The sequence below is a fragment of the Rhodococcus sp. AQ5-07 genome, assembly GCF_009707305.1.
In the GTDB taxonomy this organism is placed as follows: domain Bacteria; phylum Actinomycetota; class Actinomycetes; order Mycobacteriales; family Mycobacteriaceae; genus Rhodococcus_F; species Rhodococcus_F erythropolis.
This window is the reverse complement of record NZ_CP046099.1, coordinates 14361-35952: the sequence shown is the minus strand read 5'-3', so window position 1 is coordinate 35952 and position 21592 is coordinate 14361. Positions and strand designations below refer to the sequence as shown.

21 protein-coding genes are annotated in these 21592 nt (G+C 62.5%); 9 read left to right on the top strand and 12 right to left on the bottom strand.

The features are described from left to right. Nucleotides 1–4: 4 nt before the first annotated feature. Nucleotides 5–1591: a signal peptidase I gene (locus GJB56_RS00175; RefSeq protein ID WP_162793408.1), complete on the top strand. Its 1587-nt coding sequence runs from the start codon at nucleotides 5–7 to the stop codon at nucleotides 1589–1591. Next, a complete protein-coding gene (locus GJB56_RS00170) occupies nucleotides 1591–2187 on the top strand; it encodes an alternate-type signal peptide domain-containing protein (protein ID WP_113682312.1) in 597 nt (198 codons plus the stop codon). The genes GJB56_RS00175 and GJB56_RS00170 overlap by 1 nt, the downstream gene beginning before the upstream one ends. A 44-nt stretch (nucleotides 2188–2231) precedes the next feature. On the opposite strand, the gene GJB56_RS00165 is transcribed toward GJB56_RS00170, so the two are convergent. Genes GJB56_RS00165 through GJB56_RS00155 form a run of 3 tightly spaced genes read right to left on the bottom strand, consistent with a single transcriptional unit; the run spans nucleotide 2232 to nucleotide 4352 of the window. Beyond that, the gene (locus GJB56_RS00165) at nucleotides 2232–3455 is read right to left on the bottom strand and encodes an O-succinylhomoserine sulfhydrylase (protein ID WP_029538600.1); all 1224 of its coding nucleotides are present in this window, start codon (nucleotides 3453–3455) and stop codon (nucleotides 2232–2234) included. Then, nucleotides 3452–3880 (bottom strand): rhodanese-like domain-containing protein, encoded by a 429-nt coding sequence (locus GJB56_RS00160; RefSeq protein WP_007726822.1) that lies wholly within the window; start codon nucleotides 3878–3880, stop codon nucleotides 3452–3454. Before GJB56_RS00160 ends, GJB56_RS00165 begins: the two co-directional genes overlap by 4 nt. Nucleotides 3881–3926: 46 nt before the next feature. After that, nucleotides 3927–4352 carry an Rv0361 family membrane protein gene (locus tag GJB56_RS00155; protein WP_019749485.1) on the bottom strand — a complete coding sequence of 142 codons (426 nt, stop codon included), beginning with the start codon at nucleotides 4350–4352 and terminating at the stop codon, nucleotides 3927–3929. Between the two features lie 230 nt (nucleotides 4353–4582). Here GJB56_RS00155 and GJB56_RS00150 point away from each other — a divergent pair, with 230 nt between their 5' ends. Continuing rightward, a complete protein-coding gene (locus GJB56_RS00150; protein WP_019749484.1) occupies nucleotides 4583–5980 on the top strand; it encodes an FAD-dependent oxidoreductase in 1398 nt (465 codons plus the stop codon). Nucleotides 5981–6089: 109 nt separating this feature from the next. Next, nucleotides 6090–6929, top strand: coding sequence for an amidohydrolase family protein (locus GJB56_RS00145; protein WP_024487914.1), 840 nt, complete (start codon nucleotides 6090–6092; stop codon nucleotides 6927–6929). Here GJB56_RS00145 and GJB56_RS00140 read toward each other — a convergent pair. From GJB56_RS00140 to GJB56_RS31880, 6 genes are all read right to left on the bottom strand, one after another. Further along, a complete protein-coding gene (locus tag GJB56_RS00140; protein ID WP_019749482.1) occupies nucleotides 6833–7315 on the bottom strand; it encodes a DUF456 domain-containing protein in 483 nt (160 codons plus the stop codon). The genes GJB56_RS00145 and GJB56_RS00140 overlap by 97 nt on opposite strands. Then, a complete protein-coding gene (gene purT, locus GJB56_RS00135) occupies nucleotides 7312–8547 on the bottom strand; it encodes a formate-dependent phosphoribosylglycinamide formyltransferase (RefSeq protein ID WP_113682311.1) in 1236 nt (411 codons plus the stop codon). Before purT ends, GJB56_RS00140 begins: the two co-directional genes overlap by 4 nt. 40 nt (nucleotides 8548–8587) lie before the next feature. Then, nucleotides 8588–10093 carry a GGDEF domain-containing protein gene (locus tag GJB56_RS00130; protein ID WP_020906657.1) on the bottom strand — a complete coding sequence of 502 codons (1506 nt, stop codon included), beginning with the start codon at nucleotides 10091–10093 and terminating at the stop codon, nucleotides 8588–8590. A 240-nt stretch (nucleotides 10094–10333) separates the two neighbouring features. Continuing rightward, complete coding sequence (locus GJB56_RS00125) at nucleotides 10334–10480, bottom strand: hypothetical protein (RefSeq protein ID WP_003944356.1); 147 nt, start codon at nucleotides 10478–10480, stop codon at nucleotides 10334–10336. A 362-nt stretch (nucleotides 10481–10842) separates the two neighbouring features. After that, nucleotides 10843–10965: a hypothetical protein gene (locus GJB56_RS31885; RefSeq protein WP_019749478.1), complete on the bottom strand. Its 123-nt coding sequence runs from the start codon at nucleotides 10963–10965 to the stop codon at nucleotides 10843–10845. A gap of 210 nt (nucleotides 10966–11175) precedes the next feature. Further along, on the bottom strand, nucleotides 11176–11298 hold the full coding sequence (locus GJB56_RS31880) for a hypothetical protein (RefSeq protein WP_003944443.1): 123 nt from the start codon (nucleotides 11296–11298) through the stop codon (nucleotides 11176–11178). A gap of 320 nt (nucleotides 11299–11618) precedes the next feature. Between GJB56_RS31880 and GJB56_RS00120 the strand changes: the two genes are divergently transcribed. The 3 genes from GJB56_RS00120 to GJB56_RS00110 all read left to right on the top strand — a co-directional run bounded on the left by GJB56_RS00120 (nucleotide 11619) and on the right by GJB56_RS00110 (nucleotide 16623). Next, the gene (locus GJB56_RS00120) at nucleotides 11619–13352 is read left to right on the top strand and encodes an ABC transporter ATP-binding protein (protein WP_019749475.1); all 1734 of its coding nucleotides are present in this window, start codon (nucleotides 11619–11621) and stop codon (nucleotides 13350–13352) included. After that, nucleotides 13349–15415, top strand: coding sequence for an ABC transporter ATP-binding protein (locus GJB56_RS00115; RefSeq protein WP_020968821.1), 2067 nt, complete (start codon nucleotides 13349–13351; stop codon nucleotides 15413–15415). The genes GJB56_RS00120 and GJB56_RS00115 overlap by 4 nt, the downstream gene beginning before the upstream one ends. Nucleotides 15416–15522: 107 nt before the next feature. Further along, nucleotides 15523–16623: a CaiB/BaiF CoA transferase family protein gene (locus tag GJB56_RS00110; RefSeq protein ID WP_020968820.1), complete on the top strand. Its 1101-nt coding sequence runs from the start codon at nucleotides 15523–15525 to the stop codon at nucleotides 16621–16623. A gap of 59 nt (nucleotides 16624–16682) precedes the next feature. On the opposite strand, the gene GJB56_RS00105 is transcribed toward GJB56_RS00110, so the two are convergent. Both GJB56_RS00105 and yczR read right to left on the bottom strand, forming a co-directional pair. Then, nucleotides 16683–17786: a class I SAM-dependent methyltransferase gene (locus GJB56_RS00105; protein ID WP_113682310.1), complete on the bottom strand. Its 1104-nt coding sequence runs from the start codon at nucleotides 17784–17786 to the stop codon at nucleotides 16683–16685. Between the two features lie 47 nt (nucleotides 17787–17833). After that, nucleotides 17834–19309 (bottom strand): MocR-like transcription factor YczR, encoded by a 1476-nt coding sequence (gene yczR, locus GJB56_RS00100; RefSeq protein WP_019749471.1) that lies wholly within the window; start codon nucleotides 19307–19309, stop codon nucleotides 17834–17836. Between the two features lie 61 nt (nucleotides 19310–19370). On the opposite strand from yczR, the gene GJB56_RS00095 reads away from it, so the two are divergent. Both GJB56_RS00095 and GJB56_RS00090 read left to right on the top strand, forming a co-directional pair. Further along, on the top strand, nucleotides 19371–19601 hold the full coding sequence (locus GJB56_RS00095) for a hypothetical protein (RefSeq protein WP_021343262.1): 231 nt from the start codon (nucleotides 19371–19373) through the stop codon (nucleotides 19599–19601). A 45-nt stretch (nucleotides 19602–19646) separates the two neighbouring features. Beyond that, a complete protein-coding gene (locus tag GJB56_RS00090; protein WP_092765806.1) occupies nucleotides 19647–20117 on the top strand; it encodes a 5' nucleotidase, NT5C type in 471 nt (156 codons plus the stop codon). 51 nt (nucleotides 20118–20168) lie between these two features. Here GJB56_RS00090 and GJB56_RS00085 read toward each other — a convergent pair whose 3' ends face one another. Beyond that, a complete protein-coding gene (locus GJB56_RS00085) occupies nucleotides 20169–21458 on the bottom strand; it encodes an adenylosuccinate synthase (protein WP_003944351.1) in 1290 nt (429 codons plus the stop codon). Between the last annotated feature and the right edge of the window lie 134 nt (nucleotides 21459–21592).

Here is a 21592-nt window from a genome sequence, read left to right as displayed (position 1 = left end):
CGCCGTGTCACGACACACGAAGATGTCACCGAAAGCCTCGACGCCACGTCGGATTCACGAACTTCTGCTCACCCTCGGTGCCCTCGCCGGTCTGGCATCCATCGGATTGTTCATTGCCGGCTTCGCTTTCGGTATCACTCCGCTGATCTTCAAGAGCGGATCGATGTCTCCCACGATCGAGACCGGTGCTCTGGCATTCGCGCGCACCGTGCCTGCTTCGGAAGTTCAGGTCGGTGACATCGTCAGTGTCTACGACAACCAAGGCGTTCGAATCACCCATCGTGTCGAGACGATCGAGCAGCAAGGCAACAATCTTGCAATTGCACAGCTGCGCGGCGACGCGAATCCCGTCACAGACCCAGATCCTTACGTCATCACCGAAGCGGATCGAGTTTTCTTCAGCATCAACCGCCTCGGCTACGTGGCCGTCTGGCTGTCCGGACCGAGTGGGCTTGTGCTTGGTGCGATTGCTGTCGGAGGACTCCTGTACATCGCATTTCGCCCACGGAAAAGACCGGATGAAGGGGAACCCAGGCTGGATCGTCAGGACGCGCACGGCGATTCCCACGCCTTCAAGGCAATCATCGCATTGACAACGGTCGGTCTCAGCGTGGCGGGCATTGCGAACATCGGCGGAACCCAGGCCGCCTTCACGGGCATGGCGACAGCGGGAAGCATTTCGTTCACCACTGCTGCGAGCTTTCCGAAACCTCCCGCGTCAATGACCTGCTCGGACAAGGGAACTTCCGTCGTGCTCGCTTGGCCTGGCGTTGCCACGGATACATTTCGAATCATCGTCCGAAACGCAACCAACACCACCCAACCTCCGGTGATCAGAGACGTGACCGGCCTCTCGACGACCCTGACGTTGTCCGATCTGCCGAGCGGCGGGATTCTCCTGTCGAACACGAACTACGACGTCGAATTACACGGACTCGTTGGAACTTACGTGACACCGGAATACACCGGGTACCGCATCAGCAGTTCGACACTGCTCATCATCCTCAATGACATGGCGTGTGTATCCGGACCCACGAGCGGAACCATGGCAGCCTCAGCTCCGGCCGCTCGTTCGGCGCTGGTTGCACAAGCTCCGAGTGCGACGACCACCACCTCCACCGCAGCGGTCAGTTCGACCACACCTTCACCCACGACTACTCCGAGCGCATCAACAACCTCGCAGGCCCCGACGTCCACCAGCACAACTACACCTTCGACAACCACCTCGTCACCGGCTACAACTACTCCGTCCACAACGACAACAACAACGACCATGACAACGGCGCCCACAACAACTACGACCACCCCGAGCGAGGTTCCCATCGACGCCCCGGTGACCACGACCGGTCTCAGCGCCCAGAAGCTCTCGACTGCCAGTGGACCCGTTGTGTCCGTGTCGAATTCATCAGGAACTGAGGTGTATCGAGGTACCGTCGACGCCGACGCTGTCCTCCACTGGCTCACCGGAACCGATCAGTTGTATGTGATCACCAGTGGCGGCGTCACCGTCATCGACACGTCAGCGGGAGTCTGGGCCGAATCTCCTGCCCCGAGCGAACGTCCGGACGAGATCAAGGCCCTGGTGCCGTGATGAAAAAGACGACGAAAGCCGCCATGGCAGTCGCCGCGGCCGGAGCTGTATTGCTCGGCGGCTCGGGCACATTGGCGAAATGGACGGACAGTACGACCCTGACGAGCGCCGCTGTCCAGTCCGGGACCCTGGATCTGGGAGCATGCGTGACCACGAGCGGCGGGGGCTGGTATTCGCAGGTCTACGTCAACGCGCCCACCAATCCGAATCCACTCGTATATATCCCGGACATCACTACCTACCGACTCAAGCCCGGATTCAACTACACGTATTTCTGCGATTCGAAGGTGATGTCCACCGGCCCTCGTCTGAAAGCGAACGTGACAGTCGACAAGACCAAGTTGAGCGGCGGGCTCGCAGCCGCCAACATCGACCTTCGCACGTACGTCACGGATCAGAGCAACAATCTGCTGTACGACAGCACGGCACCGACGCCGAACCTCATCCCGGTCACATCGGCGTTGAACAACACCAACCTGACCGCGCAGGTGCTGTTCACGATCTACCCCGCCGACACGACAAGCTCAGGCCTCACACTGAATACGACGGCGTTGACGATCGACGTCAAACAACTGGGTCTGACACCTGCGCCGTAGAACGCCTCGCCAAACGAAGTTCGAGGGCAAGGCGTTCTACCGGATCAGCCGAGGGCTCGCTTCAGATCAGCCAAGAGATCGGCGGTATCTTCCAGCCCCACCGACAAACGCACAACGCCGTCTGTAAGACCCACCGCTGCACGGCCTTCCGGACCCATCGCCCGGTGCGTTGTGGTTGCGGGGTGGGTGATCAAAGACTTGGAATCTCCCAAGTTGTTGGAGATGTCAATGACGCGCAGGCCGTTGAGAACCTCGAACGCCCGCTTCTTGCCCTCGCCGTCAGGCGCATTGAGCTCGAATGTGACTACAGTTCCGCCGCCGCTCATTTGAGACTTCGCGAGTTCGTGCTGCGGGTGCGAAGTCAGGTACGGATACTTGACCCACTTGACGCCGGAGTGCCCTTCGAGGAATTCGGCGATCTCGAGTGCCGAAGCCACGGAGTGCCGAATACGGACCGGCATGGTCTCGAGACCCTTGAGCAGAGTCCACGCATTGAACGGGCTGAGCGCAGGACCGGTGTGCCGCATCAGTTCTCGGACGGGACCGCTGATGTATTCCTCGGTTCCGAGGATCGCGCCGCCGAGCACGCGGCCCTGACCGTCGATGTGCTTGGTACCGGAGTACACCACGACGTCGGCACCCAGATCGAGGCTGCGCTGCAGAAGCGGCGTCGCGAAGACGTTGTCCAGCACTACCTTTGCACCGGCAGCATGAGCAAGCTCCGACACCCGCCGAACGTCGACGAGGGACTGCATCGGGTTGGACGGCGTCTCGAAGAACACCGCAGTGGTCGGCACCGAGAGCGCTTCTTCCCACTGCGCGTTGTCTTCACCGTCGACGAAGACGACCTCGACTCCCCAGCGCGGAAGGATCTCGTTGCACACGACAAAGCAGGATCCGAACAGGCTGCGCGCAGCCACCAATCGGTCGCCGTTGCCCAACAGCGCGCCCAACGCGGTGAAGACAGCCGACATTCCGCTGGCAGTCGCAAAGCAGGCTTCCGCGCCTTCGATGAGACGCAGACGCTCTTCGAACATCTTGACCGTCGGATTGCCGTAGCGGGAGTAGACAAAATGATCCACCTCGCCGGTGAAGGCTTGTTCGGCGGCTTCTGCACTCTCGTAGACGAATCCGGAGTTGAGGAACAACGCTTCGGAAGTCTCCTCGAACCCGGTACGCATCAGTCCACCGCGAACACCGAGAGTGCCGAGACCGACGTCGTCCGGCAGCGCTCGTTGAAATGCGCCACCCTGGGGAATTCCGCTCACTGCTGCCTCCATGGCAAGCCGATGGCCCGCCAACCTACAAGTCCGCGATGTCCGTCGGCACCCAATGCGCCTTCGAACCCGTCGAGCACGTTGTACGACGGGCCGATGCCCGCCGCAGTCGCAGCTTCCGCCGCACCGATGGAACGTTGTCCGGATCGACACAGGAAGATCACCGGACGCTCCGACCCGGAGGAATCGGCGGTGATGCCGGCTTCCTTCAACTGGTCGACGAAGTTGTCATTGCGCGCGCCGGTCGGGTGGCTCACCCATTCGATCAGTGCGGCCTGCTTGCCGAGGGAGGAAACATCGGGGACACCGACGTACTTCCACTCCGCATCGGTCCGCACGTCGACCAGCACGGCGTCGGGGTTTTCGCGGAGCAGCTCCCAGGCTTGCTCCGGCGTCAGATCGCCTGCGTAACTCACGTAGTCCATGTTTTCACAAGACTGCCGTGAGCGCCTGAGCGGGCCGTCAGTTACAGACGACCCAACGGTTGCCGTCGCGGGTCAGGGCCCAGGTCGAGACCCGCTCGCCCGCTCCGCCGCCGGTGATCGTCACGTCGGCCCGGGCGCGATCGCCGTTGACCACGACCCCGTCCACACCCTTCAGTTCGACCGTTCCGTCGACGCCGGCCATCGGACCAGTGCTCGAATTGAAGCTCGCGCAGGTCAGGGTCTTGACCGTCTCCGCGTCATTTCGATTCTCGGCATCGACGTAGTCGGTGACGGAGCGGCTCACGCGGTCCGACTCGGTGACGTTCTCCTCGGCCGGCGAGATCCACGATGCGACGAAGATTCCACCCAGAATCAAGGCGACGATGGCGACAGCCAAGAGGAACGGCCCCGCAGACGCCTTCTTGCCATCGATGTTGTCGGATTCGCGAAGCTCGTCACTCATAACGCCAATACTCCCCCACAACTTGAAATTGTGGCCCGTCAAGGACCAGGCCCCTACCCCGAATACCCGAGACAACGGGAGAATGGGAAGAAAGAATAGGTTTACCCACAACCGATCGAGTGAGAGTGTGGATCCGTTCGGCCGCAACCGAGGCACTGTGCTTAGGTTCGGCTAAATTGGATACTTGTCGATATGTTGTCCGAACTTCGAAGAAGGTAGCTGTCCTCACGATGACTGACTCCAACCGCCCACTCCGGGTCGCGATCGTCGGCGCCGGCCCCGCCGGCATCTACGCCGCCGACGCCCTCATGAAATCCGACACCGCAGTCTCCGGCCGCGGCGTCAGCATCGACCTCTTCGAGCGCATGCCCGCGCCCTTCGGCCTGATTCGTTACGGCGTCGCGCCTGATCATCCGCGCATCAAGGGCATCATCACCGCTCTGCACAAGGTGCTCGACAAGCCTCAGGTCCGCCTGCTGGGCAACATCGACTACGGCACCGACATCACCCTCGACGACCTGCAGTCGTTCTACGACGCGGTCATCTTCTCGACCGGCGCCAACGCCGACCGCGCGCTCGGCATCCCGGGTATCGAACTCGACGGCAGCTATGGCGCGGCCGACTTCGTCTCCTGGTACGACGGCCACCCCGACGTGCCGCGTACGTGGCCGCTCGAAGCCGAGAAGGTCGCTGTCCTCGGCGTGGGCAACGTTGCGCTCGACATCGCCCGCGTCCTCGCCAAGACCGGCGACGAACTGCTGCCGACCGAGATCCCCGCCAACGTCTACGAGGGCCTCAAGAACAACAAGGCCGTCGAGGTTCACGTCTTCGGACGCCGTGGCCCGGCCCAGGCCAAGTTCACGCCTCTCGAACTGCGTGAGCTCGACCATTCCCCGACCATCGAGGTCATCGTCGACCCCGAGGACATCGACTACGACGAGGGCTCCGAGCAGGCTCGCCGCAACTCCAAGCAGGTCGACATGGTTGCGAATACGCTGCAGGACTGGGCAATTCGCGACGTCGGAGCCCGCCCCCACAAGCTGTTCCTGCACTTCTTCGAATCTCCCACGGAGATCCTCGGTGAAGACGGCAAGGTCGTCGGCTTGCGCACCGAGCGCACTCAGCTCGACGGCACCGGCAACGTCAAGGGCACCGGCACGTACAAGGACTGGGATGTCCAGGCCGTGTACCGCGCCGTCGGTTACCTCTCGCAGAACGTCACGCAGCTGCCGTTCGACGACCAGGCGGGCACCGTCCCCAACGACGCCGGACGCGTCGTCGCCGACGACAACGCCGAGGGCGCAGCCCGGTTCATGCCGGCCACCTACGTCACCGGCTGGATCAAGCGCGGCCCCGTCGGCCTCATCGGCCACACGAAGGGTGACGCCAACGAAACCGTCGCGAATCTTCTCGAGGATTCCGTCGGCTTCGCCGGCGCCGCGAACCCCGACGAGAACGCCGTCATCGAGTTCCTCGAAGGCAAGCAGGTGCCGTACACGACCTGGCAGGGCTGGTACCGCCTCGACGCGCACGAGCGCAGCCTGGGCGAGCCCGAAGGCCGTGAGCGCATCAAGGTCGTCGAGCGTCACGACATGCTGAAGGCGTCCGAGCCCGACCGCGCGAACTGAGTGCGCAGAAGTAACTGAACAGAAGCCCTCCACCGGCCCGACGCGACCCAGGTCACATCGGGCCGGTGGTGTGTGCGGGGACCCAAGGCAACAGGGCAAAATAGACCCCGTGTTTGACGCCCACGTGCATATCATCGACCCGCGCTTCCCGCTGGTCGAGAATCACGGGTACCTGCCTGAGCCCTTCACCGTGGCCGATTACCGGGCCCGGCTTGCCTCACTGAAGGGCCTGAGTGTTGACGGCGGCGCTGTGGTGACCGCGTCGTACCAGGGCAATGACCAGGAATACCTGAAAGCCGCCTTGTCCGAGCTCGGCGAAGGCTGGGTGGGCGTCACTGCTTTGCCGCTCGATGCGACGGATGAAGACATCGTTGCGCTGGACGCGCTGGGAGTGCGCGCCGTCCGATTCAATCTGCGCCGAGGCGCCACCGACCTGCGTCTACTCGCCGATCTCGCCAACCGCGCATTCGATCTGGTCGGCTGGCACGCCGAGTTCTACGTCGATGCCACGCTGTTGCTGTCGTTGGAACCCGTCTTCGCCAAATTGCCGGCGGTGAGCATCGACCACTTGGGAATGTCCACCCGCGGACTGCCGTATCTCCTGAACCTCGTCGACCGCGGGGTACGCGTCAAAGCCACCGGGTTCGGCCGCACCACCATCTCCGACGTCGGCGACGTGCTTCGCCAGATCCACGCGGTCAACCCCGCTGCGCTGATGTTCGGCACCGATCTACCCGGCACACGGGCACGTCGAGCGTTCGAGGTCCACGACCTGGACGTGATCGCCGAAGCTGTCGGCGACGACCTGTCCGCGGTCATGTGCGACAACGCCCGCTCCTGGTACCGCTGCGCTCAAGTGAACGCGACGGCTCCCAGCCACAGCCCCGCCGCGATCAGCGCTCCGAACAGTTCCACCAGCATGGACAATCCGACTGCCTTCACCGCGTGAAGCGTCGACGACCAGGCGATGTCGTAACGGCGCAGCCGCGCTAGTTCGGCGAAATACGTTCCGACGATGAATCCGAGGAACAAGCCCACGACCGGAATCACGAAGAACCCGATGATGCCGACGACGCCGCCGACCACCACCGACAGGTTGGGCACTCCCCCGGACTTCATCCGCTTGCCTGGCCAGGTGTACTTCACGATCCCGGTGACCACCAGTGCCAGCGTCGACAGCGCGAACACCGTCCACGCTGTCGCGCCACCGGTCATGATCGCCCACACCAGAATTGCACCGAAAACGAGAAGTGTCCCCGGAAGAATCGGAACGACGACACCGATCAGACCGACCAGGATGACCAGCCCGACGAGGACCTCGGCCACAGGACTCATCCGACGGGACGCACCTTCGACGCGGCCTCGCGAGCACGGGCGCGTGCAGTCGGCACATCGGCGGCCGTCGACACTGCAACACCCATGCGACGACGCGTGAAGCTCTCGGGCTTGCCGAAGAGCCGCAGGTCCGTCTCGGGAACCGAGAGTGCCTCGGCGACGCCGTCGAATCCGATCCCCTTGGCCTCCATTCCGCCGTAGATCACCGCCGATGCTCCCGGCACCGTGAGCGTCGTGTCGACCGGCAAGCCCAGGATCGCGCGGGCATGCAGCTCGAACTCCGAAAGTCGCTGCGTCCGCAGAGTCACCAATCCGGTGTCGTGCGGCCGTGGGCTCACTTCGGAGAAGAAGACGTCGTCGCCCTTCACGAATAGCTCGACGCCGAAGATGCCTCGCCCGCCCAGAGCCGTGGTCACCTTCTCGGCGACGTCTCGGGCCGAGGCGAGGGCAACCGCGGACATCTGCTGCGGCTGCCACGATTCGATGTAGTCACCGGCTTCCTGCAGGTGCCCGATCGGCTCGCAGAACGACGTCTCGACCTGACCGCTCTCGCCGACGGCGCGAACCGTCAATTGTGTTATCTCGTAATCGAAATCGACAAAACCCTCGACGATCACCCGGCCGTGATTCACACGACCTCCGGCCATCGCGTAATCCCATGCGGCGTCGAGATCTTCGGCGGATCGAACGGTCGACTGCCCCTTCCCCGACGAGGACATGACGGGCTTGATGACGCACGGGAAACCGATTCGGTCTGTCGCTGCCTGCACTTCGGCAAGCGAGTCCGCGAAAGCGTACGGCGAAGTGGGCAGGCTCAACTCCTCGGCCGCGAGCCGACGGATCCCCTCACGGTTCATCGTGAGCTGGGTGGCGCGGGCGGTCGGAATGACCACCGCGGCCCCGCGTTCTTCAACGAGTGCAAGCGCATCCGTCGCAATGGCCTCGATCTCGGGAACCACGAAGTGAGGCTTTTCCAACTCGATGACGGCAAGCAGCGCTTCCGGATCGGTCATGTCGACGGTATGCGCACGATGAGCCACCTGGTGCCCAGGGGCATCGGGATACCGATCCACCGCAATCACTTCGACGCCAAGACGCTGCAACGCGATGACAACTTCCTTACCCAACTCGCCTGATCCCAACATCATCACGCGGATGGAGTTCTCGGTCAGAGGAGTTCCGAATCGGAGCGGAAGCGTCGGCAGGGGCGAAGGCGTCGAATCAAGCTGCATGGGTGCGACTATATGCCAATCCCGATGCAGGTCAGCGCGGTTATCGGCCGTCCACCACACCTTCGCGGCCAAATCCTCGCCTGATCGTTCGTGGTATGTCAGGTTTGCGATAGGTGCGGGTGGCCATATCGGGCTCGGAATTCCGTTGCGGCAATGCATCGTTGCCGAGCCGGCGCACTTTCACGAGGTTGCGCCCGGCGCGCTTGGCTTCGTACAGAGCCTCGTCCGCGACGCTCATGAGGGTGGTCAACGTCGGCGTCGCATGATCGACCCACGCGACGCCGACACTGACGGTGCTCGTCACTTCTGATTCGGCCGAGTACTCGACTTGCGCGCCGCGGACCGCCTCGGCCACATCGACTGCTCGCGCGTAGCTGCAGTCCGGAAGCAGAATGGCGAACTCCTCGCCGCCGAGCCTTCCGATCAGATCGCCGTCCGACAATCGGTCAGCGGCCCGTTCGGCGAAGTTGGCGAGAACGCTGTCACCGGTCATATGTCCATGCGTGTCGTTGATGCTCTTGAAGTGGTCCAGGTCGAGCATCAGCAGGCCGACCGGGGATTGTGTGCGGGCCGCGGCGGCAAGCTCCGATTCCGCATGCCCGAGAAACGCACCACGCGAGAGGACCCCGGTCAGATGGTCGAATTCGACAGCAAGGAAGAGCTCACGCTCGGCAGCGCGACGTTCCTCGGTCGCACAGGCAACCGCGATCGGCCCCAACGCGATCAGCGTGACGGCAATGGACGTGATGACGTCCTCGTTCCACGTCGAGGCGGCTTGATCTCCGATATCGAGTCGACCGCTACCCGCCATCATGAGCGACCACACCGACCAGACCACGGAAACGAAGGCAGTGCTCGGAACCGAGATGCGAGTGGCGCACCACAGGAGAGCCGGAATCGGAAGGACCAGCGCGATCGGACCTTCGATACTCAGGGCGATCGGCACGCAGGCTGCAGTGGCGAGTAGCGGAACGCTCATAGCGGCGACAGTTTTGGCAGTCAGTTTGCTGCGGAACTCAGCAAGGCTCGACGGGATGGTGAGAGTGAGAATGAGAGGAAGGACCAGCAGGTACGCCATGACCTCGGTGGCGCCCCAGTGGAAAAACGTGTCGGTAAATGACTGACCGCGTAAGAGCCGGTCCAAGGCGCCGGCAGTGGCCGCGGTACCAGTCGCCGCGACGAACGAGACGAAGACCATCCACACCAGTGACTGCGAATCGACCAATCGGAACGGTGTGCGCTTCAAGTAGTACAGAACAAGAACACCGACTGTGACTCCGGCGAGGTTCGCCCCGTTCAACTGCACCGCAAGCGAGAGCGAGTTGCCGGTGATCAGGTCAGCGCAGACGTATCCGACAGCCGCAGCGATCCACGTCGGCCACTCGATCAGGACCGGCCATCTGACCATCATTCCCAGCAGAATGGCGTTGGCGCACCAGAATGTCGCGAGCAACCCTGGTGGGCGCGTGAGGATGCCGATCAACGAAGCCGCAAGTACAACGGCCAGCACTAGGAGAAGGCGCAGAAAGCGACTCGTCCCTACCATGCGTCACCTCGCGGTCGGCTACCTCTGAATTCGGGAGCACCGGACGTCGCGGTGACCGTATGCCGATGTCGTCGAACCATCGTACGCAGGTGCTGCCACTCACAGTTCTGTGTTCACATGCCAAAACGGCAACTACGAAAATCTCCGCAAACGCGGGTGCCCTCCGGCCACGACAGTGGACAGAGGGCACCCGCATGCAATCCGATTGGCAGAGCCGAATGGACCTGCCGGAAGGGATGACTACTCGGCGGATCCGCTGGACAGACCCGAGAGTGAACCGGTGGACGAGCCCTCGCCCTCGCCGGACAGCGATTCGGTGGGAACGGACTTGAGGAAAGCTCCGAGCGCGGTGAGCAGGGGTCCGAGGGTGCTGAGTGATCCGAACATAGGAGGTTCTCCTGTTTGTGAGGTGGTGTGATGTTCCAGCGCCATTCCGGCCGCAGGCGGTGGCCGAGATGGTTCGGGAACTTCTGCCGCGCGGATGGCTGAACCGCCCCCCGAACAACATCCCGAGCTGTGATGTAGCGCACTACCTTGGCGCTGCCTGCATTTATAGACCGACTGCTCACACTTGTCTAGCTACCGAATAGCTACCAACGTGAACTGTCGGTAACACCTTCTGGCATAATTGCAGTTCAGAGCACCAATAGACAGTTCGAAATATCCAATAATGTGATTTAGCTCACAATTGAAATGCAGAAAGTGTGGCCCGCAGACAACCGCGAGCCACACTTTCGGACAAACGGGACTTACTTGTCAGCCGCCGATCCGGTACCCGGGGTGAGCGAGCCACCACCGAGTGCCGTGAACAGGTCCTTGAGTACCGGAATGAACGTCTTGACGACGCCGCTGAAGTCTTCGAACGAACCCATGTCGGGTCTCCTTATGTCGGGATGCAGTTGAAATGAAGTGGGGACCGAGAACTACTCGGCAGTGGAACCGGCCGAACCCGAGCCGTCTGCCGATCCCGCGTTCAACTTGGTCACGAACGCGAGAACGCTCTTGAGGAAGGCGTCGAGATTCTGAATCGAGGTCATGCGACTACTCCTGTGTTGTTTCGGAAGAATTGTTGTGGTCGAACGTCAGGAGTTCGAGCTCGCGGTGTCCAGCCCCTGAAGGGTCTTGAGCATGTTGACCAGGGGAAGAAGCTGGAGAATGCCCCAGCCCATGCCGTTGGCCTTGAGAAGGTTTCCGAGGGATCCCATGTGTGACTCCTTGCATGAATATCTATGACGCGGCGCACGTTTTGTTCGCTCCGCCCCTTTGTAGCCAAGCTAAATACGTACGTCCAGTTTGTTTCGATCCAAGTAAAACCGTGACATATTGGAGCAATGTGTAAACCGGCAGTTCAGGCCCTGTGACCTGAAACCAATATCGAATTCAAGTGTGTTGGACATCACATTCGATTTGGACAAATGGTTGCAATCGTCAGAGTCGGTGCCAACCTCGACCACGATCTGTCATACCGTGTGCTTGTGATCAATCGCGAACGAGCGGCAACCGAAGCAACTCACCGGGAACCGTCGTGCTAGCAAAACTCCTCAAGGCGTACCTGCCGCCGTACCGCTGGTTGCTTGCCGGGGTCCTCGCACTTCAACTCTTCGGGGCCATCGCGTCGTTAGTCCTCCCCACGCTCAACGCTCGGATCATCGACGACGGTGTCGCCCGAGGCGACACCGGATTCATCATGTCCACCGGCGGGATCATGCTGCTGGTCTCGCTTGCGTCGATCATCGCGTCGGTCGCGTCGACCTATCTGGCGGCAAAATCGTCGATGGGCTTCGGCCACGACGTTCGAGGCGCCTTTTACAAAGCCGTCGGCAGCTTCTCTGATCGCGAATTCAACAGTTTCGGTGCGCCGACGCTGATCACACGGAACACCAACGACGTCCTGCAGATCCAGGCCCTGGTCATGCTGACCTCCTCGATGCTCGTCAGCGCCCCACTGATGTGTATCGGCGGCATCATCATGGCGCTGCGCGAGAACCTGCAGATGTCCTGGCTCCTGACGATTTCGGTACCACTGCTCGGCATCACCGTCTCGGTCGTGGTGGCCAAGCTGATCCCGCATTTCCGGACGATGCAGACGCGGATCGACAACATCAATCGATCACTGCGCGAACAGCTCACCGGTATGCGTGTCATCCGCGCCTTCGTTCGAGAACCCGACGAGACGATCCGCTTCGACAAAGCCAACAAGGAACTGACCGACACCTCGCTCCTCATCGGTCGCTACCAGGCGGTTCTGCTGCCCACCGTCATGTTGATCGCCAACCTGTCGAGCGTCGCGGTGCTGTGGTTCGGCGCGCATCTGGTCGATACCGGAGACATGCAGATCGGCCAGATCAGCGCCTTCCTCGCCTACGTCATGCAGATCCTGATGTCCGTGGTCATGGCGACCATGTTGGCCGTCGTGATCCCCCGCGCGGCCGTGTGTGCCGACCGCATCACCGAGGTACTCGACACCGAGCCGACCGTGCCCGCACCGGCCCAGCCCCTTCGCCCGACCAGCCCCTACGGCGTTGTCGAGTTCGGTGGAGCCGGATTCACGTATCCGGGAGCTGAAACGCCGGTCCTGTCGAATGTCTCGATGCGATGCATGCCAGGAACGGTCACCGCGATCGTGGGCAGTACCGGTAGTGGCAAATCGACCCTCGTCTCACTCATCCCCCGACTCTTCGACGTCACGGCCGGCGCCGTCCTGGTCGACGGCTTGGACGTCCGTGGCTGGGATCAGGACGAACTCTTCGCCAACTTCGGATACGTGCCCCAGAAGGCCTACCTGTTCGCCGGCACGATCGCGAGCAATATCCGCTACGGAAACCCGACCGCCACCGACGACGACATCTGGGCAGCCCTCACCATCGCCCAGGCAGACGACTTCGTCCGTGAACTCTCCGACGGTCTCGAGTCTCCGATCGCCCAGGGCGGCGGCAATCTCTCGGGCGGACAGAAACAACGTCTCGCCATCGCCAGAGCTGTGGTCCGCAGACCCCGGATCTTCGTCTTCGACGATTCGTTCTCCGCACTCGACATGCACACCGACGCCGCAGTCCGACGCGAACTCCGCACGGTCTCGACTCATTCGACGGTCATCATCGTCGCGCAGCGCGTCGCGTCCATCATCGATGCCGACCAGATCATGGTCCTCGAAGACGGCGCTCCGGTCGGTCTCGGCGATCATCAGTTCCTCCTGGCCAACTGTCCGACGTACCAAGAGATCGTGGCTTCCCAGATTCCCGCGGAGATGAGCGCATGACCAGCCCGCAGGACCCGACGTGGGGCAGCCCCAACAGCCAGTACTTCGACGATGCCCCGACGGTGGTGTTCGCCAAGATCCCGAGCGAACCTGAATCCGCGGACGGGGATGCGAAGTCGAGTAACCCCGAGAAGCCCGACAAAGAGCCGAAGCCCGCGCTGACCGCGACGGACACCAAACCTCGCCACTTCAAGGCGACGATGAAGCGGCTTCTCTCGCTTCTGCAGCCACACAAGTTTGCGGTCGTCTGTGTCGTCGTTGCGACGATCGCCAGCATCGCGCTCTCCGTCGCGGTGCCGAAGATCCTCGGTCACGCGACAGACCTCATCTTCGCCGGGTTCATCGGCAAGAGCCTGCCCGCCGGACTGACCCGCGATCAGGCAGCAGAGGCGATCCGCGCATCAGGAAATTCGACGTTCGCCGACCTCGTCGCCAACTCGACCGACGTCGTTCCCGGTGTAGGTCTGAACTTCGACGCCATCGGCAAAGTCGTCATGCTCGCGATCGTCGTGTACTTGCTCTCGTCGCTACTTGCCTGGTTGGAAGCATTCCTCCTCAACATCATCGTCCAGAAGACCATCTACAACCTGCGTGCATCGGTCGAGGCGAAGCTTCACCGTCTCCCCCTTCCATACTTCGACAAGACGCCGCGCGGCGAGATCCTCAGCCGCGTCACCAACGACATCGACAACATCTCGTCGACGTTGTCGTCGACGTTGACGTCGCTCCTGACGTCGGTGCTCACCGTCCTCGGCGTCCTGACGATGATGTTCGTCATCTCTCCGATGCTCGCCCTGATCGCACTGATCGCGGTGCCGGTATCGGTGCTCCTCGTTGCCAGGGTCGCCAAGCGTGCACAGGTGTTGTACAAGGCTCAGTGGACCGAGACGGGCAAGATCAACGCACAGATCGAAGAGAACTACAGCGGTCGCGACCTGGTACGCGTGTACGGGCATCAGGCCGAAGCCGAGCGTGAATTCGCCGAGCAGAACAAGAAACTCCTCGACGCGTCCTTCGGCGCACAGTTCCTCTCCAGCCTGATCATGCCGGTCATGAACTTCGTCGGAAACATCACCTACGTACTGCTCGCTGTGGTCGGCGCACTCAAGGTCGCCAGCGGCAACATGTCACTCGGTGACGTTCAGGCGTTCATCGTCTATTCGCGCCAGTTCAGCCAACCACTCACGCAGATCGCGTCCATGTCGACGAGCCTGCAGTCCGGAGCAGCGTCGGCCGAGCGGGTCTTCGAGCTTCTCGACGAACCCGAGCAGTCGCCCGACATCGACGTGCCACTAATGCCCGAGCCTGCCGGACGCCATCGCAACGTCGGACACATCGAGTTCGAGAACGTCTCGTTCCGCTACGAGCCGGACAAGCCGTTGATCGAGAACGTGTACCTGACGGCTCGGCCCGGGCAGATGGTCGCCATCGTCGGACCCACCGGTGCCGGCAAGACCACCTTGGTCAACCTGCTCATGCGCTTCTACGAAGTCGACTCGGGCCGAATCACTCTCGACGACGTCGACATCTCGCAGATGCGCCGCTCCGACTTGCGCAAGCACGTCGGCATGGTCCTGCAGGACACCTGGCTCTTCGGCGGAACGATCCGCGACAACATCGCGTACGGCCGGCTCGACGCCAGTGAATACGAGATCCACGAAGCCGCACGCGCTGCCTTCGTCGACCGCTTCATCCACACGCTCCCGGACGGGTACGACACCGTGCTGGACGAGGAGGCATCGAACATCAGCTCCGGCGAGAAGCAGCTCATCACGATTGCCCGAGCATTCCTGTCGGAGCCGTCGCTGCTGATTCTCGACGAGGCGACCAGCTCGGTCGACACACGTACGGAACAGCTTGTGCAGCAAGCAATGTCCGCGTTGCGCGTCGGGCGCACCAGCTTCATCATCGCGCACCGGCTCTCCACCATCCGTAACGCCGATCTGATCGTCGTGATGGAGGCGGGCAAGATCGTCGAGCAGGGCACACACGACGAACTCATCGCAGCGGCGGGCGCGTACTTCCGTCTATACAACGCTCAGTTCGAGGGTGCCGCCGTCTAGTGATCGGCGCCTCCCTCGGCGGACACAGTGCCCCGGAGCACACCTGACCGATTCGACACGTTACCGTCGAGTCAGGAGTGTTGTCACCGTCTGAATTGGGAGTGCGTGTGTCTGCAGAAGCTGTGGAGAAGAAGGGCCCGCTCGCGGGCATTCGGATCGTGGAATTCGCTGGATTGGGACCGGGCCCGCACGCCGCGACGCTTTTGGCGGACATGGGCGCCGACATCGTCATCGTGCAGCGCGCAGGGCAGATTCCGCAGGACTCGAACGCAACCGACCAGATCAAGCGCGGCCGCCGCATCGTCGAGGCCAACCTGAAGGATCCGGCCGACGTCGCCAAGGTTCTCGATCTCCTGGGCCGCGCCGACGTCCTCATCGAGGGCTTCCGCCCCGGCGTCATGGAACGCATGGGACTCGGACCCGACGTGGTGTCGGAGCGCAATCCGCGCCTCGTTTACGCCCGTATGACGGGCTGGGGACAGGAAGGACCGCTCGCCAACGCCGCCGGTCACGACATCAACTACATCTCACTGACCGGTGTCCTCAACGCCATCGGACGCAAGGGTGAACGCCCCGTCCCGCCGCTCAACATGGTCGGCGATTTCGGCGGCGGTTCCATGTTCCTGATCTTCGGCATTCTGTCGGCTCTCGTCGAGCGCTCGACGTCCGGTAAGGGCCAGGTCGTCGACGCGGCGATGGTCGACGGAACCCTCGCGCTCTCGCACATGATGTGGGCATTCCGCGGTCGCGGCGTCTGGTCCGACGAGCGCGGCGTCAACCTCCTCGACACCGGCGCTCCGTTCTACGACACCTACGAGACCTCCGACGGCAAGTACATGGCCGTCGGATCCATCGAACCGCAGTTCTACGCATTGTTGCTCGAGGGCCTCGAACTCGATCCCGCGACGCTCCCTCACCAGATGGACACGTCCAAGTGGGACGACATGAAGACGCTCTTCACCGAAAAGTTCTTGTCCAAGACTCGCGACGAGTGGGCCAAGATCTTCCTCGGCACCGACGCCTGCGTCTCCCCTGTCCTGACTTTCGCCGAGGCTCCGTCCAACGAACACATCGCGGCCCGCGGTTCGCTCATCGAACTCGACGGCGTCACTCAGCATGCTCCCGCACCGCGCTTCTCGCGCACGCCCACCGCGACGCCCGCTGCGCCGGCGCGTGAGGCGACGGATATCGACACGGTCTGGACCTAGGGCCTTCGGCCCCGTGCGCGGTTAAGGAGCCTCAGGACTCTCTAACCACGCACGGGGCGTCAGCCCAACCTGTAGAACCTGAACATCTCGTGCTCGATCGGGAGCACGTCAACCCGCTCGAAACCGGCCGCCTTGGCATAGCTTTCGAGTGTCGAGTGCCTCATCACCGTCCCGGTGGCAACGCTCCCCGGATGCGACAGGCTGTCCGGTAAGCAGCAGGTCAGCGAAAATCCGTACAGCAATTGCTCGATCGGACCCGCCTCGGGATCGAACACATCTGCCGTTCGTTCGTCCATGACGATCACCGGAGCGCCCGGCTGGGCAATCGCCCGAGCCGTGGACAGAAATCCCACCGGATCCGGAACGTCGTGAAGGCATTCGAAAGCGAAGACGGCATCGTAGGTCCCGGCATCGACTCGCCCGCCCTCAGGAGCCTGTCCGGCGACGTCGACCAACGAGAAATGTACTCGGTCGTCCACCCCACGATCGTGGGCGTTACGACGGGCAGCGTTCACCGATGCCGCGTCGACGTCGAAGCCGTGCACTTCGATCTTCGGGTATCCGAGGGCGAGCGCGATCGACGACCAGCCCTCCCCCATCCCGAGATCAGCGACCTGTCCGCCGCCGACAAGTATGGCGTGCAGGTCGGTGACTACCGGCAGGAACTGCTGACAGAGCTGCTGGAGATACATCGGCCGGTTCAGCAGCGCCTGGCCCTCGCGAGCATCGGGGCCCATCGATTCCCACGTGACTCCCCCGCCGTGACGATAAGCGTCGAGTAGACGCGGCATCGACGACGTTGTCGCGACGAACAGCCTCGCCAACGGCGCCAGGAAAAGCAGGTTCTCGTCGTCGACCAGAACATCGGCGTGGGCCTGCGGCAGGCTGTACCGGCGATCGGCATCCGAATTGACCTCCACATAACCGGCGACGGCCTGCTGCTCGAGCCACTCCCGCGCATACCTTTCGACGGTCCCTGTCCGGTCCGCCAGCTCCGTCGACGTGAGCGGGCCGTGATCGCTCAGCGCGCGGTACCAGCCCAGCCGGTCGCCCAGATACACAGCCTGCAGCTCCGACGCCCCGAGCGTGGCCGCGAACAATCGTTCTGCGAGCGCGTCCGCCGCACTTGTTCCCGCTGCGCCTGTACCGTCTACCGCCGTCATGCCCTACCTCCTGGTTTCACACCACTTTCAGGGTGTGTACCCAGTTCTCAGACGACGACCATTCGTTGGTCTGCCGTGTCGCGATCCGTCGCGAGGGTGTCGTACGCAGCGGCGATGGACGCGACGCCGCGAATGAGGTCCTCGGGAGAACGTGCGTACGGCACGCGGATGAATCGTTCGAACGCACCTTCGACGCCGAAACGGGGGCCGGCGGCAAGGAGTACACCGAAGTTGGGTGCCACCGCCGCCAACGCCGTCGAGACTGGTGCGGACATTCGCATCCAGACCGACATTCCACCGGAGCCGATGGTGGGACGCCAGTCGGGCAGATGCTCTGCCACTGCACCGAGGAGTACCGCACGCTGTTCTCGCAGCACTTCGCGACGCTGTTCGAGCAACGAGCGGTCGTCGGCGAGCAAGTAAGCGGCTGCCAACTGATCCATGACGGGAGTACCGAGGTCGACCGCGGCGCGCGCCCCCACCAACTGGGTGATGAGCGCGGCATCGGCGCGAATCCAACCGACACGTAGCCCGCCCCACAGCGACTTCGCCGTCGAACCGAGGGTCACCACTTCGGTTTTCGCCGCGCCTCGCCCATGTGAGGCGACCGGCGCCGGCGGCGGTGCGTCGAGCCACAGGTCCACCATCGTCTCGTCGACGACCAGAGTCATTCGCGTTTCGTGCGCAATCTTCGCAAGCTCGGCGCGGCCGGAAGAGTCCATGCAGAGGCCGGTCGGGTTGTGAAAGTCGGGAATCAGGTACGCCATTCTGGCAGCGGTTTGCCTTGCTGCACTTCGAATCCCGTCGAGATCCCAGGCTCCGGCCGCCGCGAACTCCGGTCGGACCGGAACCGGTACGGGCCGAGCGCCGTTTCGCCGAATCGCTTCCAGCGCATTGGGGTACGTCGGATGATCGACCAGCACTCGCTCGCCGGGTGAGGTGAGCACCGACAGCAACAATCGAAGCGCGTGCTGCGCACCCGAGGTCACCATGATCTGTTCGGCGGTGGTGGGTAGACCCCGCGCCGTGTAGCGCTGCGCGATCACGTCACGCAAGTCGGCGATCCCGACCGGTTCCATCCCGTGCGTGGGCAGGAAGTTCGGAAGTTCCTGCAGCGCAGACGCATACGCCAGTTCGACCTGAGCGGCGGGAGCTGCCATCGCCGCGTAACTGAGGTCGACGACGGGCCCACTCGGCCCCGGTTGGTGGGAGCGGAACATCAACCCGTTCGGCCGCGCGCCGGCGGGCAAAGCCACGGTGCTTCGCGAACCCTGCCGGCTGATCAGATACCCCTCGTCTCGCAGCACCGAGTACGACGACGTGATCGTGGTTCGACTGAGTTCGAGCACCGCCGCAAGTTCACGCTCACTCGGCAGTGCGACCCCCAGCGGAACGCGACCGTCGTGCACGAGCAGGCGGATACCGTCGGCGAGCGCACGGTACGCAGGCCTGCGTCCGGACTCTTCCTGCCAGGACCCCAGATCGCGCGCAAGCGAACGGGCACCGAGAACTCGAGTCATCATGCAGTCCAGTATCGACAACTTGGCTATGTAACTCAATACCAGTCGAGTTGATCATATGTCCATGACTACCTTCGCAACCCTGATCGGCATCGGACTCTTCGTGGCGCTCGTCTACTTCTTCGCGCCCGCCGAAGGTGAAGGTACTTACATTCGTTTGGAGCAGTTTCGCCTGGCAGCACCCCTCGGCGGCATCTTCCACGACAAGACTTCAGACCGCGAGATCAACTCTGTCAGACCCCCGTGCGATTGTGATCAGGGGGAAGAATTCACTGATCTCAGTCCAGTTGCGTAAAACTGGACTCTTTTCGCACTCAGAAAGTCTCCAGAGAGGGTTCCCATGCCGGCTTCCAAAAAGATTCTCTACATCGATCTCGACAACACCTTGGTCAACTTCCAGTCGGGCATCGATCGCCTGACCGACGGCGTCCGGGATAAGTACAAGAACGACCTCGACGAAGCGCCGCACATCTTCTCTCGCATGGATCCTCTCGACGGTGCTATCGACGCCTACCACCAACTGGCGCAGCAGTTCGACACCTACATCCTCTCGACAGCGCCGTGGAAGAACGCCACAGCCTGGCACGACAAGGTTCTGTGGGTCCAAGAGCACCTCGGCATGGAGGAGGGCAGCGTCGCGTACAAACGTCTGATCCTCTCGCACCACAAGCACCTCAATCGAGGCGAGTACCTCGTCGACGACCGCGGAGCAAACGGCGCAGATCGATTCGAGGGCGAGTGGATCAAGTTCGGCAGCACCAAGTTTCCCGACTGGAAGACCGTCACCGCGCACTTGTCGAAGCTGGCTTGAAACACGAATCCCCGCTCCTGCTTGCAGGAGCGGGGACTTCGAGGGAACGAACTAGCGGACGATCTCGCGCCGGACGATCGTCTCGTCGCGGCCGGGACCGACACCGATGCAGGAGATGAACGCACCCGAAAGCTCTTCGAGCCGAAGCACGTAGTTCTGCGCATTCTGCGGCAGTTCCTCGAAGGTGCGAGCCTCCGAGATGTCTTCCCACCAGCCTGGCATCTCTTCGTAGATGGGCTTGGCGTGGTGAATGTCGCTCTGCGACATCGGCATTTCGTCGTGGCGGACACCGTCCACCTCGTACGCGACACAGATCGGCACGGTGTCGAGGCTGCTCAACACGTCCAGCTTGGTGAGGAAGTAGTCGGTGATGCCGTTGACGCGCGTCGCGTAACGCGCGATGACAGCGTCGAACCATCCCGTACGACGAGCGCGTCCGGTGGTGACACCGACCTCGCCGCCCTGCTTCGCCAGGTATGCGCCGTGATCGTCGAACAGCTCCGTCGGGAACGGACCGGAACCGACACGCGTCGTGTACGCCTTAAGGATTCCGAGCACCGTGGTGATCTTGGTGGGACCGATGCCCGAACCGACCGCCGCACCACCTGAGGTGGGGTTGGACGAGGTCACGTACGGGTACGTGCCGTGGTCGACGTCCAGCAGAGTGCCCTGCGAACCTTCGAGCAAGACGGTCTCGCCGCGCTCGAGGGCGAGGTTGAGCTCCAGGCGCGTGTCCGAGATGCGGTGCTTGAAACCCTCGGCCTGCGTCAGTACCTCTTCGACGACCTGCTGCGGGTCGAGTGCCTTGCGGTTGTAGATCTTGACCAGCACCTGATTCTTGAATTCGAGTGCCGCTTCGACCTTCTGGGTCAGGATCTTCTCGTCCAGGACGTCCGCAGCACGGACACCGACACGGGCGATCTTGTCCTGGTAGCACGGGCCGATACCGCGGCCGGTCGTGCCGATCTTCTTCGCTCCCAGGAAGCGTTCGGTGACCTTGTCGATGGCCACGTGGTACGGCATGATCAGGTGCGCATCAGCAGAGAGCAGCAGGCGGGACGTGTCCACACCGCGCTCTTCCAAGCCTGCCAATTCGGTCAGCAACACACCCGGGTCGACGACGACACCGTTACCGATGACGTTGTTGACGGCGGGGGTGAGGATTCCGGACGGGATGAGGTGCAGTGCGAACTTGTCACCGTTCGGCAGAACCACGGTGTGTCCGGCGTTGTTACCGCCCTGGTATCGCACGACCCACTGAAGCTGCTCGCCCAGTAGATCTGTAGCTTTGCCCTTACCTTCGTCGCCCCACTGGGCGCCGATCAGGACGATTGCCGGCATGACGTTGTCTCCTACGGTCGACGTGCAGCAGTTGTCCCGCCGCATTGGTACTGCCTGGCTTCCGCGCACATGATGCAGCGCCGAACTGTTGCAGTGACCGAAGGAGCAGTCTAGCCCAGAGCACCAGACCAGAC

What these genes read in the sequence shown, in the direction of transcription:
- GJB56_RS00170 (WP_113682312.1), top strand. Translation starts at nt 1,591, where the DNA reads ATGAAAAAGACGACGAAAGCCGCCATGGCAGTCGCCGCGGCCGGAGCT.
- GJB56_RS00155 (WP_019749485.1), bottom strand. Translation starts at nt 4,352, where the DNA reads ATGAGTGACGAGCTTCGCGAATCCGACAACATCGATGGCAAGAAGGCG.
- GJB56_RS00150 (WP_019749484.1), top strand. Translation starts at nt 4,583, where the DNA reads ATGACTGACTCCAACCGCCCACTCCGGGTCGCGATCGTCGGCGCCGGC.
- GJB56_RS00140 (WP_019749482.1), bottom strand. Translation starts at nt 7,315, where the DNA reads ATGAGTCCTGTGGCCGAGGTCCTCGTCGGGCTGGTCATCCTGGTCGGT.
- purT (WP_113682311.1), bottom strand. Translation starts at nt 8,547, where the DNA reads ATGCAGCTTGATTCGACGCCTTCGCCCCTGCCGACGCTTCCGCTCCGA.
- GJB56_RS00130 (WP_020906657.1), bottom strand. Translation starts at nt 10,093, where the DNA reads ATGGTAGGGACGAGTCGCTTTCTGCGCCTTCTCCTAGTGCTGGCCGTT.
- GJB56_RS00125 (WP_003944356.1), bottom strand. Translation starts at nt 10,480, where the DNA reads ATGTTCGGATCACTCAGCACCCTCGGACCCCTGCTCACCGCGCTCGGA.
- GJB56_RS31885 (WP_019749478.1), bottom strand. Translation starts at nt 10,965, where the DNA reads ATGGGTTCGTTCGAAGACTTCAGCGGCGTCGTCAAGACGTTCATTCCG.
- GJB56_RS31880 (WP_003944443.1), bottom strand. Translation starts at nt 11,298, where the DNA reads ATGGGATCCCTCGGAAACCTTCTCAAGGCCAACGGCATGGGCTGGGGC.
- GJB56_RS00115 (WP_020968821.1), top strand. Translation starts at nt 13,349, where the DNA reads ATGACCAGCCCGCAGGACCCGACGTGGGGCAGCCCCAACAGCCAGTAC.
- GJB56_RS00105 (WP_113682310.1), bottom strand. Translation starts at nt 17,786, where the DNA reads ATGACGGCGGTAGACGGTACAGGCGCAGCGGGAACAAGTGCGGCGGAC.
- yczR (WP_019749471.1), bottom strand. Translation starts at nt 19,309, where the DNA reads ATGATGACTCGAGTTCTCGGTGCCCGTTCGCTTGCGCGCGATCTGGGG.
- GJB56_RS00095 (WP_021343262.1), top strand. Translation starts at nt 19,371, where the DNA reads ATGACTACCTTCGCAACCCTGATCGGCATCGGACTCTTCGTGGCGCTC.
- GJB56_RS00090 (WP_092765806.1), top strand. Translation starts at nt 19,647, where the DNA reads ATGCCGGCTTCCAAAAAGATTCTCTACATCGATCTCGACAACACCTTG.
- GJB56_RS00085 (WP_003944351.1), bottom strand. Translation starts at nt 21,458, where the DNA reads ATGCCGGCAATCGTCCTGATCGGCGCCCAGTGGGGCGACGAAGGTAAG.